This window comes from Methylobacterium indicum (genome assembly GCF_017347565.1).
In the GTDB taxonomy this organism is placed as follows: Bacteria; Pseudomonadota; Alphaproteobacteria; order Rhizobiales; family Beijerinckiaceae; genus Methylobacterium; species Methylobacterium indicum.
Genome location: NZ_AP024145.1, coordinates 5,702,250 through 5,719,155 on the forward strand (window position 1 = coordinate 5,702,250; position 16,906 = coordinate 5,719,155).

General features: G+C 69.8%; 14 protein-coding genes. 9 read left to right on the forward strand and 5 right to left on the reverse strand.

Features of this window, described 5'->3' with window-relative positions; all coding sequences use genetic code 11:
• Nucleotides 1-25 precede the first annotated feature (25 nt).
• Together miv_RS26475 and miv_RS26480 are read right to left on the reverse strand one after the other, a co-directional pair.
• The gene (locus miv_RS26475) at nucleotides 26-3,178 is read right to left on the reverse strand and encodes an efflux RND transporter permease subunit (RefSeq protein ID WP_207179822.1); all 3,153 of its coding nucleotides are present in this window, start codon (nucleotides 3,176-3,178) and stop codon (nucleotides 26-28) included.
• 18 nt (nucleotides 3,179-3,196) lie between these two features.
• Nucleotides 3,197-4,351, reverse strand: coding sequence for an efflux RND transporter periplasmic adaptor subunit (locus tag miv_RS26480; protein ID WP_207179823.1), 1,155 nt, complete (start codon nucleotides 4,349-4,351; stop codon nucleotides 3,197-3,199).
• Nucleotides 4,352-4,425: 74 nt separating this feature from the next.
• On the opposite strand from miv_RS26480, the gene miv_RS26485 reads away from it, so the two are divergent.
• Nucleotides 4,426-4,959: a TetR/AcrR family transcriptional regulator gene (locus miv_RS26485; RefSeq protein WP_207179826.1), complete on the forward strand. Its 534-nt coding sequence runs from the start codon at nucleotides 4,426-4,428 to the stop codon at nucleotides 4,957-4,959.
• Nucleotides 4,960-5,078: 119 nt separating this feature from the next.
• Entirely contained in the window at nucleotides 5,079-5,285 is a 207-nt protein-coding gene (locus miv_RS26490) for a hypothetical protein (RefSeq protein WP_207179829.1), read from the forward strand.
• A 602-nt stretch (nucleotides 5,286-5,887) separates the two neighbouring features.
• On the opposite strand, the gene miv_RS26495 is transcribed toward miv_RS26490, so the two are convergent.
• Nucleotides 5,888-7,906 (reverse strand): protein meaA, encoded by a 2,019-nt coding sequence (locus miv_RS26495; RefSeq protein WP_207179831.1) that lies wholly within the window; start codon nucleotides 7,904-7,906, stop codon nucleotides 5,888-5,890.
• A gap of 193 nt (nucleotides 7,907-8,099) precedes the next feature.
• On the opposite strand from miv_RS26495, the gene ccrA reads away from it, so the two are divergent.
• The 4 genes from ccrA to miv_RS26515 all read left to right on the forward strand — a co-directional run bounded on the left by ccrA (nucleotide 8,100) and on the right by miv_RS26515 (nucleotide 12,167).
• Complete coding sequence (gene ccrA, locus miv_RS26500) at nucleotides 8,100-9,410, forward strand: crotonyl-CoA carboxylase/reductase (RefSeq protein ID WP_048429955.1); 1,311 nt, start codon at nucleotides 8,100-8,102, stop codon at nucleotides 9,408-9,410.
• 120 nt (nucleotides 9,411-9,530) lie between these two features.
• On the forward strand, nucleotides 9,531-10,133 hold the full coding sequence (gene leuD / locus miv_RS26505; RefSeq protein WP_058618335.1) for a 3-isopropylmalate dehydratase small subunit: 603 nt from the start codon (nucleotides 9,531-9,533) through the stop codon (nucleotides 10,131-10,133).
• 262 nt (nucleotides 10,134-10,395) lie between these two features.
• Nucleotides 10,396-11,595, forward strand: a complete 1,200-nt coding sequence (locus miv_RS26510; RefSeq protein ID WP_207179834.1) for a lytic murein transglycosylase — start codon at nucleotides 10,396-10,398, stop codon at nucleotides 11,593-11,595.
• A gap of 194 nt (nucleotides 11,596-11,789) precedes the next feature.
• On the forward strand, nucleotides 11,790-12,167 hold the full coding sequence (locus miv_RS26515) for a hypothetical protein (RefSeq protein WP_048429958.1): 378 nt from the start codon (nucleotides 11,790-11,792) through the stop codon (nucleotides 12,165-12,167).
• 3 nt (nucleotides 12,168-12,170) lie between these two features.
• Here the strand turns inward: miv_RS26515 and miv_RS26520 are convergent, their stop codons facing one another.
• Nucleotides 12,171-13,034, reverse strand: a complete 864-nt coding sequence (locus miv_RS26520) for a S49 family peptidase (RefSeq protein ID WP_207179836.1) — start codon at nucleotides 13,032-13,034, stop codon at nucleotides 12,171-12,173.
• A gap of 285 nt (nucleotides 13,035-13,319) precedes the next feature.
• Between miv_RS26520 and miv_RS26525 the strand changes: the two genes are divergently transcribed.
• From miv_RS26525 to miv_RS26535, 3 genes are all read left to right on the forward strand, one after another.
• Nucleotides 13,320-13,652 carry a hypothetical protein gene (locus miv_RS26525; protein ID WP_244748715.1) on the forward strand — a complete coding sequence of 111 codons (333 nt, stop codon included), beginning with the start codon at nucleotides 13,320-13,322 and terminating at the stop codon, nucleotides 13,650-13,652.
• A gap of 587 nt (nucleotides 13,653-14,239) precedes the next feature.
• Nucleotides 14,240-15,382 carry an HD domain-containing phosphohydrolase gene (locus tag miv_RS26530; RefSeq protein WP_207179837.1) on the forward strand — a complete coding sequence of 381 codons (1,143 nt, stop codon included), beginning with the start codon at nucleotides 14,240-14,242 and terminating at the stop codon, nucleotides 15,380-15,382.
• A 105-nt stretch (nucleotides 15,383-15,487) separates the two neighbouring features.
• Nucleotides 15,488-16,129, forward strand: a complete 642-nt coding sequence (locus miv_RS26535) for a hypothetical protein (protein WP_207179838.1) — start codon at nucleotides 15,488-15,490, stop codon at nucleotides 16,127-16,129.
• 71 nt (nucleotides 16,130-16,200) lie between these two features.
• Here the strand turns inward: miv_RS26535 and miv_RS26540 are convergent, their stop codons facing one another.
• The gene (locus miv_RS26540) at nucleotides 16,201-16,599 is read right to left on the reverse strand and encodes an RHS repeat domain-containing protein (protein WP_207179839.1); all 399 of its coding nucleotides are present in this window, start codon (nucleotides 16,597-16,599) and stop codon (nucleotides 16,201-16,203) included.
• Nucleotides 16,600-16,906: the final 307 nt, after the last annotated feature.

Genomic DNA, 16,906 nt, shown 5'->3' on the forward strand with positions numbered 1-16,906 from the left:
TCGTGCCGACGATCTCGGCTCGCCGTCACCGCTCCGCGGCCGCGGCCTCCGTCCGACCCGCTTCCGCCCGATCGGGTCGCGGGGCCGCGTCGTCCCGCCGCCGGAGGGCGGACGCGACCAGCACGTAGAAGAGCGGCGTCGCGAACACCGCCAGCACCGTCGCGGTGATCATCCCGCCGAGCACGCCGGTGCCGATCGCCCGCTGGCTGTTCATGCTGGCCCCCGTGGCGACAGCGAGCGGCACCACGCCGAGGATGAAGGCGAAGGAGGTCATCACGATCGGCCGGAAGCGCAGCGCGCAGGCCTCGAGTGCCGCCTCGCGCAAGGGACGCCCCCGGGCCGTGAGTTCCTTCGCCACCTCGATGATCAGGATCGCGTTCTTGGCGGTGAGGCCGATCACCGTGATCAGCCCGACCTTGAAATAGACGTCGTTCGGCATGTCCCGCGCCAGCATGGCGAAGACGGCCCCGACCACGCCGGTCGGCACGACGAGCAGCACGGCGAGCGGGATCGACCAGCTCTCGTAGAGCGCCGCGAGGCACAGGAAGACGCAGAACAGGGCGAGCGCCAGCAGGTAGACCGCCTGCGAGCCCGACAGCTTCTCCTGCAGCGATTGCCCGGTCCAGGCGTAGTCGAAGCCCGGGGGCAGCTGGGCGGCCAGGCGCTCCATCTCGGCCATGGCGTCGCCGCTGGCGTATCCGGGCGCGGCGCTGCCCGAGATCTTGATGCTCGGATAGCCGTTGAAGCCGACGACCTGCGACGGCCCCATGGTCCAGGAGACCCGGGCGAAGGAGCGCAGCGGCACCATCTGGCCGGCGGCGTTGCGCACGAAGAGGTCGAGCAGGTCCTCCGCCTTCATCCGGGCCGAGGCCTCGGCCTGCACGATCACCCGCTGCATCCGGGCCTGATTGGGGAAGTCGTTCACATAGGCCGAGCCGAGGCTCGTCGAGAGCGCGTCGTTGATGTCCGCGAAGGTGACGCCCAGCGCGCTCGCCTTCTGCCGGTCGAGGACGAGCTCGATCTGCGGGGCGGTCGGCAGGCCCTCGACGTAGGTTCCGGCCAGGACCGGGCTCCGGCTCGCCGCGGCCAGGAGCTGGTCGCGGGCGGCGGCGAGGGCGGCGTAGCCCTGCTGTGCCTTGTCCTGGAGGCGGAAGGAAAAGCCGCTCGAATTGCCGAGCGCCTCGATCGCCGGCGGCGACAGCGACATGGCGATGGCGTCGGGCAGGCCGCCCAGCGCGGCGTTCGCCCGCGCGCTCACCGCCTCGGCGCCGTCGCCCGGGCCGCGCTCGGCCCAGTCCGTGAGCGTCACGAAGGCGATGGCGGCGTTCTGGCCCTGGCCCGAGAAGCCGAAGCCGAGGAGCGTGGTGCGCCCCGCCACCGCCGGCTCGGCGCCGAAATGCGCCTCGATCCGCTCGACCACGTCTCGGGTGCGGGCGGTGGCGGATTCCGGCGGAGTCTGCGCGTCGACGATGACGTAGCCCTGGTCCTCGATCGGCAGGAAGCTCGACGGCATCCGGGCGTAGCCCCAGCCCAGGGCCGCGACGAGGGCGGCGTAGACGAGGAGCGACCGGATCGGCCGCCGCAGCATCCCGGCGACGCCGGCCCGGTAGGCGCGCGTCCCGGCCCGGAAGCGCCGGTTGAACCAGCCGAAGAAGCCCGTGCCCCCGTGCCCGGGAGCGACGGGCTTCAGCAGCGTGGCGCAGAGCGCGGGCGTTAGCGACAATGCCAGGAAGGCCGAGAACGCGATCGAGGTCGCCATGCTGACGGCGAACTGGCGGTAGATTACCCCGACCGAGCCGGGGAAGAAGGCGAGCGGCACGAACACCGCGACGAGGACCGCGGTGATGCCGACGATCGCCCCGGTGATCTGGCCCATCGCCTTGGCGGTGGCGTCCTTCGGCGCCAGCCCCTCCTCGGCCATGATCCGCTCGACGTTCTCGACCACCACGATCGCGTCGTCGACCAGGATGCCGATGGCCAGCACCATGCCGAACATGGTGAGCACGTTGATCGAGAAACCGGCCGCCAGCAGCGCGCCGCAGGTGCCGGCGAGCGCCACCGGCACCACGATCGTCGGGATCAGGGTGTAGCGGAGATTTTGCAGAAACAGGAACATCACCGCGAAGACGAGCGCCATCGCCTCGGCGAGCGTCATCAGGACCTTCCGGATCGAGACCTCGACGAAGGGCGTGGTGTCGTAGGGCACGGTGACGCTGACATTCGCCGGCAGCGTGCGCTGGAGCTGGGCGATCTTCGCCTTGACGCCGGTGGCGGCCGCGAGCGCGTTGCCGCCGGGCGCGAGCTGGATGCCGATGCCGGCGGCCGGGCGGCCGTCCTGGCGCGTCTGCATCGCGTAGGACTGGGCGCCGAGGCGTACCTCGGCGACGTCGCGCAGGCGCACCAGCGAGCCGTCCGGGTTGGCCCGCAGCACGATCTCCTCGAACTCGGCGACGTCGGTGAGCTGGCCCTTCACCAGCACGCTCGCGGCGATGCGCTGGTCGTCCCGGGCCGGCTGGGCGCCGACGAGGCCGGAGGCGACTTGCGCATTCTGCGCCCCCACCGCCGCCGTCACGTCCCCGGGCGTCAGGTTGAAGCCGACGAGCTTGGCCGGATCGATCCAGATCCGCAGGGCCTTCTCGGACGAGAACAGGGTGGCGCGCCCGACCCCCGGCACCCGGCGCAACTCGCCGAGCAGGCGCCGCGCCGCGAGGTCGCCGAGGTCGCTCTCGCTCAAGCTGCCGTCGCGGGAGGTCACCACGACGAATTGCAGGAAGCTGGTGCTCGCCTCCTCGACGATCACGCCCTGCTGGGTCACGGCACGGGGCAGCCGCGCCTCGACCCGCTTGATCCGGTTCTGCACCGCGACGGTCGCCTTGGACGGGTCCGAGCCCGGCGCGAAGGAGGCCATGATCTGGGCCTGGCCCGAGGTGTCGCTGGTCGATTCGAAGTACATCAGCCCCGGGATGCCGTTCAGCTCCTCCTCGACGATCCGGGTGACGCCGTCGTAGAGCCGCTCGGGCGGGGCGCCCGGAAAGGTCGCCGTCACCTGGATCGTGACCGGGGCGACGTCCGGGTACTGCGAGACCGGCAGGAAGACGATCGCGATCGCGCCCACCAGCATGATGAAGATCGAGATCGCCCAGGCGAAGATCGGGCGCGTGATGAAGAAGCGCGTCATGGCCGGTCGTCCTCTCCGTCAGGGCTTCGCGGCGGCGCTGCGGGCACTGCGCCAGGGCAGCGGGTTCACCGCCAGGCCGGGCTGGATCCTCTGGAAGCCCTCGACGATCACGGTCTCGGCCGGCCGCAGGCCCTCCTCGACGATCCAGCCGGCATCGGTGAGGGCACCGACGCGCACCGGCCGCAGGGTCGCCGTCCGCTCGGCGCCGACGACGAAGACCTGGGCCACGCCGGCGCTCGAGCGCTGGATCGCCTGGGCCGGCACCACCACCGCCCCGGGCCGTAGGCCGAGTGCCAGCCGCACCCGGACGTAGGTGCCCGGCAGGAGCGCGACGTGAGGGTTCGGGAAGGTCGCCCGCAGGGAGACCTGCCCGGTGCCGGGATCGACGCCGACATCGGTGAAGACGAGCCGTCCGGCATCGCCGTGGAGCGACCCGTCGGGCATCAGGAGCCGCACCTCCGGGCCGTCCCCGCCGGCCGCCCGCTCGGCGAGGAGGCCGGCCTCGGAGGCCGCGGCGTTGAAGTCGGCGAAGATCGGGTCGACCTGCTGGATCAGCGCCAGCTTCGTCGCCTCGCTCTGGCTGACGAGAGCGCCCTCGGTGACCAGCGCCCGGCCGATGCGGCCGGAGATCGGGGCCCGCACGGTGGCGAAATCGAGGTCGATCCGGGCGCGGGCGAGCTGGGCCCGGGCGCTCGCCACGTCGGCCTCGGCCTGCCGCAGGGTCGCGGTGGCGATGTCGGCTTGAGCCGTGCTGGCGGCCTGCTTCTCCAAAAGCGTCCCGGTGCGCTCGGATTGGCGCAAGGCCTGGATCCGGGTCGCCTCGGCTCGGTCGAGGGCGGCGGTCTTCGCGTCGACCTCGGCCCGGTAGACCGCCGGGTCGATGCGAAACAGCACGTCGCCCTTCCGCACGAGACTTCCCTCCGCGAAGGTCCGCTCCTGGATGATGCCGGCGACCTGGGCCCTGACCTCGGCGACGCGGGTCGGGACGAGTCGTCCCGGCAGGTCGACGAGGCGCGGCACGCTCGCGGCCTCGGCGCGCACCACCGCGACCTCCGGCGCCGGAGCCGCGGCGGCCGTCGCATGGTCGTCGCCCGCGGGCTTGCAGGCGGCCGCGGACAGGCAGAACAAAGCGGCGAACGGTAGGAGCCGAGGAGTTCGGCGCGGGGACGGCATCTGGCCTCCGGTCGGTTGCGCTGTACGAGGCTCGCGTTTAATTCCATACGTATGGATTGAAAAGGGGGTGAGGGATGGGACGTCCGCGGACGATCGACCGGGACAAGGTTTTGGAGGCCGCCGAGGCGATCGTGCTGCGCGAGGGCGCCACGGCCCTGACCTTCGAGGCGGTCGCCAAGGCCTCGGGCATCACCAAGGGCGGCCTGCAATACTGCTTCGGCACCAAGGACGATCTGGTGGCGGCTTTGGTCGAGCGCTGGATGACGGCGATGGATGCCGAACTCGCCGAGAGCCTGCCGCCGGGGGCCGACACCCTGGCGCAGACCCGCCACTACATCGCGGCGGCCGGCCGGATCGACGAGGCGACCCAGACCCGGATGGTCGGAATGCTGGTGACGCTGCTGCAATCCCCCGCGCATCTGCAGCGCGTCCGCGACTGGTATGCCAGCTGGATCGCGAAGTTCGACCCGACCTGCGATGCCGAGCGCCGCGCCCGCACCGCCTTCTTCGCCGCGGAGGGCGCGTTCTTCCTGCGCAGCCTCGGCCTCGTGGCGATGGACGGGGCCGCCTGGGACGAAGTGTTCGCCGACATCCTGACGCTGCGCTGAGGCGGGCCGCCCGCGCCCGCCCGCGAGATCACCGGTCCCGGGTGAGGGCGCTTGCGCTGGATCAAGGCCCCCTCCCCTGGCCCGGTCATCATGGTGGCCGTCCACGAGGAGAAACCGCGATGACGACGGCCGTGACCAGCGCGAGCGTGACCGGGCACCCCGCCCTGACTCTATTGAAGAACGAGGCCCGCCCGCTCCCCGCATCCCGGGCCGCGGCCCCGGTCGAGGACATCTCGCGCTATCGCACGATCGACAGCCCGCTGGCCCTCGGCATCGCCGCGGCGGCGTCGGTGGTGGTCACGGTCCTGATGCGGATCGTTCTCTGACGGCGGTCGCGCGGTCCGAGTACCCGCACGGCCGTTCGAGTCGTGGCCGTCGATTTTCGCAGCCAGCGATCCCTGGAGGCCGCCCGCGAGGTCGGTCCATCTCCGACGAATCGAGAGCCCGGCTGACCGTCCATTCGCGGAGCTGAAGCCTGCCGCCTCGTTCCGGGGCCGCGACGGCGGAGCCCGGAATCCAGAATTTCAGGCGGGAATGGACCAGGGGGAACGCGATCAGCCCTCTCCTGAATCGTCGGCGATGCCGGATCTCGAGCTCCGCTGCGCGGCAGGGGACGACCAGGAATGTATCAAGACTATCAAGTGCGTCGGCCAGACTCCGAGAGCCAGTTCGGCCGATCGACATACCCTATCCCACCAGCAACCTCATCCTGAGGTGGAGGGTAAGATAGAAAATCCCCTCGCGCTTATGTCGTTGCAAGTCAAACAGACTCTGACAGACGCACCCGCTGCCGAATATATTTCTCCCATCGGCGATCTCATCCCGAATCATCGGTCGATTACAGATCGACCAACCTCGAAGAAGGCCTCCAGACGACGCATCGATCTCTGGAGGCCGCATCGGGCAAGAGCGGACCCGACGCGCTGCCTCAGAACACCTCCTCGCGCCGCGGCTCCGCGGCTTCCGCGTCCCGGCGGGCGATGGCGCGCTCCACCACCTTGGCGAGGCCGACCATGATCGTGTCGAGGGCATAGTCCTTCGGGGTGTAGACCGCCGCGACTCCCATGTTCTTCAGCACCAGCTCGTCCTCCGACGAGATGATGCCGCCGACGACGACCGGGATGTGGTCGAGACCCTCCTGGCGCAGGCGGGCCCGGACCTCGCGCACCAGCGGGACATGCGAGCCCGACAGGATCGACAGGCCGATGATGTGGGCGTTGCGCTCCCGCGCCTTGGCGACGATCTCGGCCGGGGTCTGGCGAATGCCGTCGTAGGTCACGTCGAAGCCGACATCGCGGGCGCGCAGCGCGATCTGCTCGGCGCCGTTCGAGTGGCCGTCGAGGCCGGGCTTGCCGACGACGAGCTTCGGCGCCTCGCCCAGCCGCTCGCCGAGATCGGCGACGAGGAGGCGCGCCTCCTCGGCCGCCCCGGAGGTCGCGGTCTCGGGCGTCACGCCGGTCGGCGCGCGGTACTCGCCGAAGACCTGGCGCAGGCGCTCGCCCCACTCGCCGGTGGTGACGCCCGCCTTGGCGCAGGCGATCGAGGCCGGCATCACGTTGCGGCCCTCGCGGGCCGAGGCCTCGAGCTTGTCGAGCGCCGCCGCCACCGCGGCGGCGTCGCGCTGCGCGCGCCAGGCCTTGATGCGGCTCTGGGCCTCCATCTCGACCGTCTCGGAGACGGTGAAGATCGACCCGTCGCCGGAGGTGAGCGGCGAGGGCTCGCCGTTCTGGAACTTGTTGACGCCGACCACGACCTGCTCGCCGCGCTCGATCGCGGCGATGCGCCGGGCATTCGATTCGACGAGCGCCCGCTTCATCAGGCCGGTCTCGATCGCCGTGACCGCGCCGCCGAGCGCGCCGATGCGGGCGAGCTCCGCCCGGGTCTCGGTCTTCAGCGCCTCGACCTTGGCGTCGATGGCGACCGAGCCGTCGAAGATGTCGTCGTATTCGAGGAGGTCGGTCTCGAAGGCGAGGATCTGCTGCATCCGCATCGACCATTGCTGGTCCCAGGGGCGCGGCAGGCCGAGCGCCTCGTTCCAGGCCGGCAGCTGCACGGCGCGGGCGCGGGCGCGCTTCGAGAGGGTGACGGCCAGCATCTCGATCAGGATGCGGTGGACGTTGTTCTCGGGCTGCTGCTCGGTGAGGCCGAGCGAGTTCACCTGGACGCCGTAGCGGAAGATGCGCTTGCGCGGGTCGTCGATGCCGTAGCGGTCGCGGGTGATCTCGTCCCAGAGGTCGCAGAACGCCCGCATCTTGCAGATCTCGGTGACGAACCGCATGCCGGCATTGACGAAGAACGAGATGCGCCCGACCACGTCGGCGAAGCTCGCCTCGTCGAAGGCGGGGTCGTCCCGCACCGTGTCGAGGACCGCGATGGCGACCGCCAGCGCGTAGGACAGCTCCTGGACCGGCGTCGCTCCCGCCTCCTGCAGGTGGTAGGAGCAGACGTTCATCGGGTTCCACTTCGGAACCTGGCTCGTCGTGAACAGGATCACGTCCTTGGTGAGCCGGAGCGACGGGCCGGGCGGGAAGACGTAGGTGCCCCGCGACAGGTATTCCTTGATGATGTCGTTCTGGGTGGTGCCCTGCAGCGCCGAGAACGGGGCGCCCTGCTCCTCGGCCACCGCGAGGTAGAGCGCCAGCAGCCACGGGGCCGTGGCGTTGATGGTCATCGAGGTGTTCATCTGCGACAGCGGAATGTCCTGGAACAGGGTCCGCATGTCGCCGAGATGGGCGATCGAGACGCCCACCTTGCCGACCTCGCCGCGGGCGAGCTCGTGGTCGGGATCGTAGCCGGTCTGGGTCGGCAGGTCGAAGGCGACCGAGAGGCCGGTCTGCCCCTTGGCGAGGTTGCCGCGGTAGAGCGCGTTCGATTCGGCGGCCGTGGAATGCCCCGCATAGGTGCGGATGATCCACGGCTTGTCGCGCTTGACCTCCGGTTCGCCCATATCCGCCCTCGCCCTCGTTGACCGGCCCCGTGGGCGACGCCCACTCGTTCCCGGATGGTAGACACGCCCGGGTTCATCGTCACCCTTGACCTAAGGCTGACAAGTCCGGGCGCCCGCCAAAAGGGCTATGGACGCCCCCTGGAACGACGCTAGAATTCACGGTGCAGTGCAATATTGCAAGGGAGGGACCACGATGGCTGCGAGCGCCGCTCTGGATCCGGTGTCGAAGAGTGGGTCCCCGAAGGGCGGGACCGAAATCAAGGATCTCTACGAGATCGGGGAGATTCCGCCGCTCGGCCACGTCCCGTCGAAGATGTATGCCTGGGCGATCCGGCGCGAACGGCACGGGCCGCCGGAAACCTCGATGCAGATCGAGGTCCTGCCGACCTGGTCCATCGGCGACGACGAGGTGCTCGTCCTCGTGATGGCCGCCGGCGTCAACTATAACGGCGTCTGGGCCGGCCTCGGCGAGCCGATCTCGCCGTTCGACGTCCACAAGGCGGCGTTCCATATCGCCGGATCGGACGCCTCGGGCATCGTCTGGGCGGTCGGCGCCAAGGTGAAGCGCTGGAAGGTCGGCGACGAGGTCATCGTCCACTGCAACCAGGACGACGGCGACGACGAGGAGTGCAACGGCGGCGACCCGATGTTCTCCTCGACCCAGCGCATCTGGGGCTACGAGACGCCGGACGGCTCCTTCGGCCAGTTCTGCCGGGTGCAGTCGCGCCAGCTGATGAAGCGGCCGCAGCACCTGACCTGGGAGGAGAGCGCCTGCTACACGCTCACCCTCGCCACCGCCTACCGGATGCTGTTCGGCCACGCGCCGCACACGATCAAGCCGGGCCAGAACGTGCTGATCTGGGGCGCCTCGGGCGGCCTCGGCGTGTTCGGCGTGCAGCTCTGCGCGGCGGCAGGCGCCAACGCCATCGCGGTGATCTCGGACGATTCGAAGCGCGACTACGTCATGAGCCTGGGCGCCAAGGGCGTCATCAACCGCAAGGACTTCAACTGCTGGGGCCAGCTGCCCAAGGTCAACTCGCCCGAATTCAACGAGTGGACCAAGGAAGCCCGCAAGTTCGGCAAGGCGATCTGGGACATCACCGGCAAGGGCAACGACGTCGACATCGTGTTCGAGCATCCGGGCGAGGCGACCTTCCCGGTCTCGGCCCTGGTGGTGAAGCGCGGCGGCATGGTGGTGTTCTGCGCCGGTACGACCGGCTTCAACATCACCTTCGACGCCCGCTACGTCTGGATGCGCCAGAAGCGCATCCAGGGCTCGCACTTCGCCCATCTGAAGCAGGCCGCCGCCGCCAACCAGTTCGTGATCGACCGCCGCGTCGACCCGTGCATGAGCGAGCTCTTCCCCTGGGACAAGATCCCCGAGGCCCATACCAAGATGTGGAAGAACCAGCACGCGCCGGGCAACATGGCGGTGCTGGTCAACTCGCCGCGTCCGGGCCTGCGCACCTTCGACGACGTGCTGGAGCTGTCGGGGTCGCGATAGCGACCCGCTCGCTCTGACGCTGGGCGCGCTTCCCGCCGCACCGGCGAGTTGCTAGAACACCTCCGAACTGGCGCCGCGCAGGTCCCTCCCGCGCGGCGCGCATCTCGGACGAAGCGACCCATGGAAAAGTTCACCGTTCTGGAGGGCGTCGCGGCGCCGCTGCCGATCGTCAACGTCGACACCGACCGCATCATCCCCAAGCAGTATCTCAAGACGATCAAGCGCACCGGCCTCGGCAAGGGCCTCTTCTCCGAGATGCGCTACCGCGACGACGGCTCCGAGAACCCGGACTTCGTCCTCAACCAGCCGGCCTACCGCAACGCCAAGATCCTGGTCGCCGGCGACAATTTCGGCTGCGGCTCCTCGCGCGAGCACGCCCCCTGGGCGCTGGCCGATTTCGGCATTCGCTGCATCATCTCGACCAGCTTCGCCGACATCTTCTTCAACAACAGCGCCAAGAACGGCATCCTGCTGATCACGGTGTCGCCGGAAGACCTGGAAAAGCTCCTCGACGACGCGGGCCGCGGCGCGAACGCGACGCTGACGATCGACCTCGAGAACCAGCTGATCAAGGGGCCGGACGGCGGCACGCTGCACTTCGACATCGATCCGGCGCGCAAGCACAACCTCATCAACGGCCTCGACGATATCGGCCTGACCCTCGAGAAGGCCTCGTCGATCGACGCCTACGAGCAGAAACTCGCCGAGCGGCCCTGGGCCTGAGCGCCCACGCGGGTGGGCTGACCGCCTTGCAACTCTCCCTGTCATCCCGGGGCCGCGCTGCGGAACCCGGGCTGACATCGAGAGGCAACGGCCGACGCCGGCCGGGTGACCAGCGACTTGCCTCGGAAAAATAATCCCGCCCGGCCGGTGGGCCGTTCGTCGCGGCCGATCTCCCGTCGGTCGCCGGGTTCGTCAGGTTTTCCTTAACCCTGATGACGCCCTATTCCGGTGCTTGGATCGGCGAAACGGGAGAGATTTCTGCATGACGCGGCGCGCGACCCTCAAGGCCGCCACCCTGCTCTGCCTCGCCGGCCTCGGCCTGCCCCAGGCGGCGCTGGCGGATTTCCGCTCCTGCCTCGCCGGACTCGGCCAGGAGGCCGCGGCGGCCGGCGTGTCGCCGGCGGCGTTCCAGGCCGCCACCGCCGGGATCAGCTTCGACGACAAGGTCATCGAGCTGTCCCAGGCCCAGCCCGAGTTCAAGACGCCGGTTTGGGACTACATGGCCGCCCTCGTCGACGACGAGCGGGTCGATGACGGCCGCGCCGCCATGCGCCAGCACGCCAGCGCCCTGGCGCTCGCCGAATCGCGCTACGGGGTCGACCGCTACACCATCGCGGCGGTGTGGGGCGTCGAATCGAATTTCGGCAAGAACCTCGGCAAGATGCCGCTGGTCCAGTCCCTGGCGACGCTGGCCTGCGGCGGCACCCGCCGGCGCGACTTCTTCAAGGGCGAGCTGATCGCCACCCTCAAGATCATCGACCGGGGCGACATCGCGCCCGAGCGCCTGACCGGCTCCTGGGCCGGCGCCTTCGGCCAGACCCAGTTCATGCCGACGACCTACCAGCGCCTCGCCGTCGACCTCGACGGCGACGGACGGCGCGACGTGGTCGATTCGGTGCCGGACGCGGTCGGCTCCACCGCCAACTTCCTGCGGGTCGCCAAGTGGCACAACGGCCAGCCCTGGGGCTACGAGGTGCGGCTGCCCCCCGGCTTCAACGTCTCGGCCGCGGGCCGCAAGAACAAGAAGCCGGCGGCGCATTGGGCCTCGCTCGGCGTCACACGGCTCGACGGGCGGCCGCTCTCGGCCGAGGGGCCGGTCGGTATCCTGGCCCCCGCCGGCGCCAACGGCCCGGCCTTCCTGGTGACCAAGAACTTCGACGCGATCTACTCCTACAACGCCGCCGAGTCCTACGGGCTCGCCATCGCGGTCCTGTCCGACCGGCTTCGCGGCAAGGCCGGCGTGCAGACCGCCTGGCCGACCGACGACCCGCCCCTGTCCCGCGCCGAGCGCCGCAGCCTCCAGAGCGCGCTCACGGCCCGCGGCTACGATGTCGGCGAGCCGGACGGCAAGGTCGGCGCGAAGACCCGCGACGCGATCAAGGATGTCGAGCGCCGCCTCGGCATGCCCCAGACCGGACGCCCCGGCGCGAAGGTGCTCGAAGCGCTCCTGCGCGGCAACTGAGGATCATCCCGCGCGCCGGGTGGCCGAGGCGGCCCGGCGCGACACCGAGAGCATTTTCGACGACGAAGCGGATGCCGGTTCGTTGTCGAAAATGCGGCTAAATCAAAGACCTAGAGTGCTTCGCGATTGCAACGCGATCGTGAAGTGCCCTAGCCTGCGACGCAGAAACGCCGCGTGGGAGCAGTCCTTCAGCGATGCGCAGCCTGTTCGTCCTCGTCAGCATCGTGGTCGCCCTGGGCTTCGTGGTCACGGGGCTGATCAACGGTCTCGACGACCGGGCGCTCGCCCGCAGCGAGCGCGAGGCCGAGATCCGGGTCGGCACCGCCGTGGCGGACGCCGCCCGCCGGCTCGGCCTGGCGCCGGACTGGGTCGCCTATTGCCGGGCCGAGACCCGGCGCAAGCTCGCCACCTACCCGAAGGACGGCTCGATCCCCTTCGGCCTGCGCTACTCCACCGCCGAGACCGACGAGGTCGAGCGGGCGATCCGCGAGCGCGAGACCTACGAGCGCCAGGACCAGATCCTGTGCCTGACGCTGCTGCCCGCGAGCCTGCGGGAACCGGCTTCGCCCTGATCCCTACAGCCCGTAGCGCGCGAAGGCGGCGCGCTCGTCGAGGGTGGCGAGCGCGCCCTCGATCGCCGCGATGCCGACCGCGCCCGGCTCGCGCCGGCGCAGCAGCCGGGCGAGGAGCCCCCCGCGGGCCTGCTCGATCAGCGGCAGCCGCACCGTGTCGCCGAAGCGCGCCCGCAATATCGAGCGCACGTCGCCGTGGCCGTCGACGAGGCCGAGCGCGAGACCCTGGCGCCCGGTCCAGACCGCGCCGGAAAACAGCTCGTCGGGATCGCCCGTCAGGGCCGGCCGGCGGCTGCGGACGAGGTCGGTGAACATCGCCTGCACGTCGGCCTGGATGGTCTTGAGACGGGCGACGTCGTCGGGGTTCTCGGGCCGGAACGGATCGAGCATCGCCTTGGCCTTGCCGGCGGTGTGGACCCGGCGCTCGACGCCGAGGCGCTCGATCAGGCCGGTGAAGCCGAAGCCCGCCGAGACCACCCCGATCGATCCGACGAGGGAGGCCGGATCGCAGAAGATCTCGTCGGCCGCACAGGCGATCATGTAGCCGCCCGAGGCCGCCACGTCCTCGACGAAGGCCAGAACCGGCACCTCGGCCTCCGCAGCGAGCGCCCGGATGCGGTGGAAGATCAGATGCGACTGCGCCGCCGAGCCGCCGGGCGAGTTGATGACGATCGCCACCGCCCGGATGCCCTTCATGCCGAAGGCGCGCTCGAGCGCGGGCGCGCAGGCCCCCAGCGACAGGCCGGCGCGCAGCGGCGAGACCGCCCCGATCGCACCGCTCAGGCGCACGACCGGCACCACCGGATGGCGACGGGCCCAGCGCTCGGGCAGGAGGGCGCGCAGGGCGCCGAAGGGCCGGAACGGCATGAGGCGTGAGATCTCCGAACGGGGCAACCCGAGAGGTATGCGGGCCGCCCGCCCCCGGCAAGCAACCGTCGTTGCCGCAGGGGCCGCCGGTCTCTCACCCGATTCTCACGTTTGCGGACGCCGTCGATTGAAGCGGAGCCGTCGGGGTCTAGGTGTGACGGGAGCGCCCCTCGGTCGTCGGGCGGGCGTCCCGCCGCATCCGGCGGGTCTTTCCGTGTCTCGTTGTCCATTCGCTAGACGGGGCGCCGGCGATGAGCGTCGCGCCGCCCGAGGGAGACCGACATCATGCGCGCCCTACGATGGATCGGCCTGGTCCTGACTCTTCTGGTCGCCGGGATCGGGCTTGGCACCGGCCGCAGCTCGGCTGCCGCCCTGCCGACCGCCGGCGCCCTTGCCGCCGAGGCCAATCCGGCCGCACCGCTCGTCGACAAGGCCTATTACTACCGTCGCCACTACCGCTACCGCCCGTATCGCCGCTACTACGGCCACCGTCCGTACCGGCGCTACTACTACCGGCCGTATTATCGGCGTGCCTATCGCCCGTATTACCGCCGCTACTATCGTCCGTATTACCGGCCATACTACCGTCGGATCTACGGCCCGCGCTTCTACTTCTAGATCGTTTTCTACCGACGAGGTGGATGCCGGTTCGTCGCAGAAAATCCGGCAAAATCAAGGAACCAGAGAACGTCGCGATTGCAGCACGATCGTGAAGTGCTCTAACTCGTCGACGCCGTTCGTCGCCGGCCGGGTCCCTCTCGGCCGGCGATGCTCCGAGGCCCGGGACGGCCATCGGCCCGGCTGCGGCTTACGGTGCATCCGGGCGATGGATGATCGTAAGCCTGCAGCCGTCGCCGCCAGGCGTGACGCGCGAAATCTTCGCGACGGGTTCACTCCCTAGAGTAATTACCAGAACTTTGTCGAATTATCGATCTCCTGCACATTGACTTTGCACTCGCCGATCGATGCGGACGATCGCGGACGCGGTCCTGGCTGCGCCAGACCAAGGTCGACCACAGTGAGAGCCACGTTGCCGACACTGCTTGGCCTCTTTTCCAGGCTTGTTTACTCCCAGTTAAGTTGTAAAATTCCAAACTGCCGCTAGGGAGATCGAATCCTGGTTTCGCACCTGGGCAGCCTACGAGGGCTTCCCACGCCGCGGGGTCGGCCGAAGGTCGAACGCTGTGCGCCGCGGGAGAAGACAGATGGACGTACTCGTCATCGACGACAGCCAGACGGTATTGATGCGGCTGAAACGCCTGCTCGAGCACGACCAGCAGATCTACGTCTCTGCCATCAACAACCCTCTCGTGGCACTCGACGAGGCGCGGATGCGTGCCTACGACCTGGTGCTCGTCGACTACACCATGCCCGACATGGACGGCATCTCGGTGATCCGCCAGTTGCGGGCGATCGAGCACTATGCCCAGGTGCCGATCGTGATGATCACCAGCGAGGTGAAGGACCAGGTCCGCCTCGCCGCTCTCGACGCGGGCGCCACCGACTTCCTCGACAAGCGCATGGGTCGCATCGAGCTGAAGGTGCGGCTGCGCAACGTGGTGCGGCTCGCCACGGCGGTGCGCCGGCTCGACGACCAGGCCTCGTGGCTCGCCGGCGAGGTCGAGAAGGCGGTGCGCATCCTGCGGGAGCGGGAGGCCGAGATCATCTTTCGCCTGTCGCTCGCGGTCGAGTACCGGGACAACGACACCGGCGACCACACCTGGCGCGTCGCGCGCTACAGCCAGATCATGGCCGAGGCCTTGGGACTCGACGCGGAGCTGTGCCGCCGGGTCTATCTCGCTGCACCGCTCCACGACGTCGGCAAGGTGGGGATCCCGGACGGCGTGCTGCTCAAGCCCGGCCGCCTCGATGAGGAGGAGTTCGCCCTGATCCGCACCCATGCGGAGATCGGGAAGCGCATTCTCGGCGGCAGCCATTGCGCGCTCATCGGGCTCGCGGCCGAGATCGCGGAAGCGCATCACGAACGCTGGGACGGCAGCGGCTATCCAAGGGGGCTGTCCGGCGAGGCGATCCCGCTGGCCGCCCGCATCGTCGCGGTGGCGGACGTGTTCGACGCGCTGACCACCGAGCGGCCCTACAAGCGGGCGATGCCGCTGCCCGAGGCGCGCGCCTGCATCGAGGCCGAGAGCGGCCGACACTTCGATCCGGCCTGCGTCGCCGCCTTCCTGTCGCGCTGGGACGACATCGTGGCGGTCGGCGTCTCGGCGGCGGCCCGCCTGCGCGACCTGCCCGCGCTGATCGAGCCCTGGGCCCGGGTCCCGGCCCTGCCCCGCGAGGTGCCGGCCGACGCTCCGCCGCCGGTGCCGGCCCGGGTCGCGGCCGCCTGACGTAGCCGGAGCAACATCGCGGGTTTCGGGTTTGCTCCGGCTGTGCCGATGTGATTCAGGATTGGCGCGGCGCAGCCTGATCCCGCTTCCGTCGAGACACTCGGGTTGTCGGACCTGCGAGGCCTTGTCGGGACGCCGATTGAGCGGACGCAGCGCCTGACCGCCGAGAACCGGGCGTTGCGCGACGAGATCGCGCGGCTCACGGGCCTCCCGCCGACGCGTCGGACGCCGTCCGGGATGGAGAAGGCGACGGGCGGCGGTGCCGAGCCCCAGAGCCCCGTGCGTCGGCGCGGCCCTGCACAGGAGCGCTGCGCCCTCACGCGCGAGGTCGTGCCGTCGGTGGCCGCGCCGCCCGGCTCGCCGTTCATGGGCTACCAGGACGTGGTGGTGCGCGACTTGGTGCTGGAGGCCTGCGTGACGCGCGACCGGCGCGAGCGCTGGCACACGCCCTCGGGCGAGACGCTGGTGGCTGCTCTGCCGGCGGGCGTGGCCGGCGGCCTCGGACCGCACCTGCGCCGGTTGCTGCTCGCCGCCCACGTCCAGGGTCAGGTCACGACCGAGCGGCTGCGTGCGCTGTTGGCGGGGGTGGGCGTCCCGATCTTCCAAGCGGCAGGGGGGCGGCTGCACCGCAACGAGGCGGGCCTGCTGAGGGTGCTGGAGCGGCCGGAGATTCCATTGCACACCAACGGATCGGAGAACACATCCGCGCCTGCGTCACCGAGCGGCGGATCTCGGGCGGCACGATGAGCCTGGCCGGTCGCACCGCCCCCACGGACGGTACCCCGCCGATCCGTCCGCCCGCAGCGGCGTCTCCGCGCTCAGGAGGTCCCCGTCCCGGCCGACCCGCCCGCCGCATCGGTCCGCCGCTTCCACACCCGACGCCCGAACGCGTCGTAGCCGTACGCCCACCGCTCTCCCGACGGCGTCTCGCACGCCACCAGGCGGTCCTGCGCGTCCCAGCCGTAGCGCCACGTCGTCGGCCGGAACCCGTCGCGCTCGACCCGACGCTCCACCACCCGGCGGCGCGCGTCGTAGGTCAGCGCGATCGTCTCGCCGTGCGGACCGCGCGCCCGCTCCACCCGTCCGCCGGCAGCGAGCTGCCAGGCCTGCACCCGCGCGGTCGCGTCGCCGAACCCGCACAGGTTCAGCGCCGGGTCGTAGGCGAACCGCTCCGCCTCGCCGTCGCCGAACCGCGTCTCGACGATCTGTCCGGCCACGTCGGTGTCGTAGACCGTCTCGCCCCAGCACCCATCGTCTTCTCACATAGGATCGTAGGCTGGTTTACCCGCCCGAAGAGAGGGCTCTAGCCTCGGAAGATCCCCGTCTCACCGTTCGCTGCATCTCTCCACTACTCGACCATCCGTCGAGCCGACTACTACAAAATTATCACAATATTGAAATCAATACCATCCCTTATCTGATACAAACTCCCAAAGTCCAAGTTTCTTTATCTCTTCTATTGTGGGGTATGTCATATTATTGATGTTAATATCGGATACCATGTTCGAACATTCTCGACAGTCC

Excerpts from the sequence above, each read along its gene's own strand:
- miv_RS26475 (WP_207179822.1), bottom strand. The coding sequence starts at position 3,178 with ATGACGCGCTTCTTCATCACGCGCCCGATCTTCGCCTGGGCGATCTCG.
- miv_RS26480 (WP_207179823.1), bottom strand. The coding sequence starts at position 4,351 with ATGCCGTCCCCGCGCCGAACTCCTCGGCTCCTACCGTTCGCCGCTTTG.
- miv_RS26485 (WP_207179826.1), top strand. The coding sequence starts at position 4,426 with ATGGGACGTCCGCGGACGATCGACCGGGACAAGGTTTTGGAGGCCGCC.
- miv_RS26490 (WP_207179829.1), top strand. The coding sequence starts at position 5,079 with ATGACGACGGCCGTGACCAGCGCGAGCGTGACCGGGCACCCCGCCCTG.
- miv_RS26495 (WP_207179831.1), bottom strand. The coding sequence starts at position 7,906 with ATGGGCGAACCGGAGGTCAAGCGCGACAAGCCGTGGATCATCCGCACC.
- ccrA (WP_048429955.1), top strand. The coding sequence starts at position 8,100 with ATGGCTGCGAGCGCCGCTCTGGATCCGGTGTCGAAGAGTGGGTCCCCG.
- leuD (WP_058618335.1), top strand. The coding sequence starts at position 9,531 with ATGGAAAAGTTCACCGTTCTGGAGGGCGTCGCGGCGCCGCTGCCGATC.
- miv_RS26510 (WP_207179834.1), top strand. The coding sequence starts at position 10,396 with ATGACGCGGCGCGCGACCCTCAAGGCCGCCACCCTGCTCTGCCTCGCC.
- miv_RS26515 (WP_048429958.1), top strand. The coding sequence starts at position 11,790 with ATGCGCAGCCTGTTCGTCCTCGTCAGCATCGTGGTCGCCCTGGGCTTC.
- miv_RS26520 (WP_207179836.1), bottom strand. The coding sequence starts at position 13,034 with ATGCCGTTCCGGCCCTTCGGCGCCCTGCGCGCCCTCCTGCCCGAGCGC.
- miv_RS26525 (WP_244748715.1), top strand. The coding sequence starts at position 13,320 with ATGCGCGCCCTACGATGGATCGGCCTGGTCCTGACTCTTCTGGTCGCC.
- miv_RS26530 (WP_207179837.1), top strand. The coding sequence starts at position 14,240 with ATGGACGTACTCGTCATCGACGACAGCCAGACGGTATTGATGCGGCTG.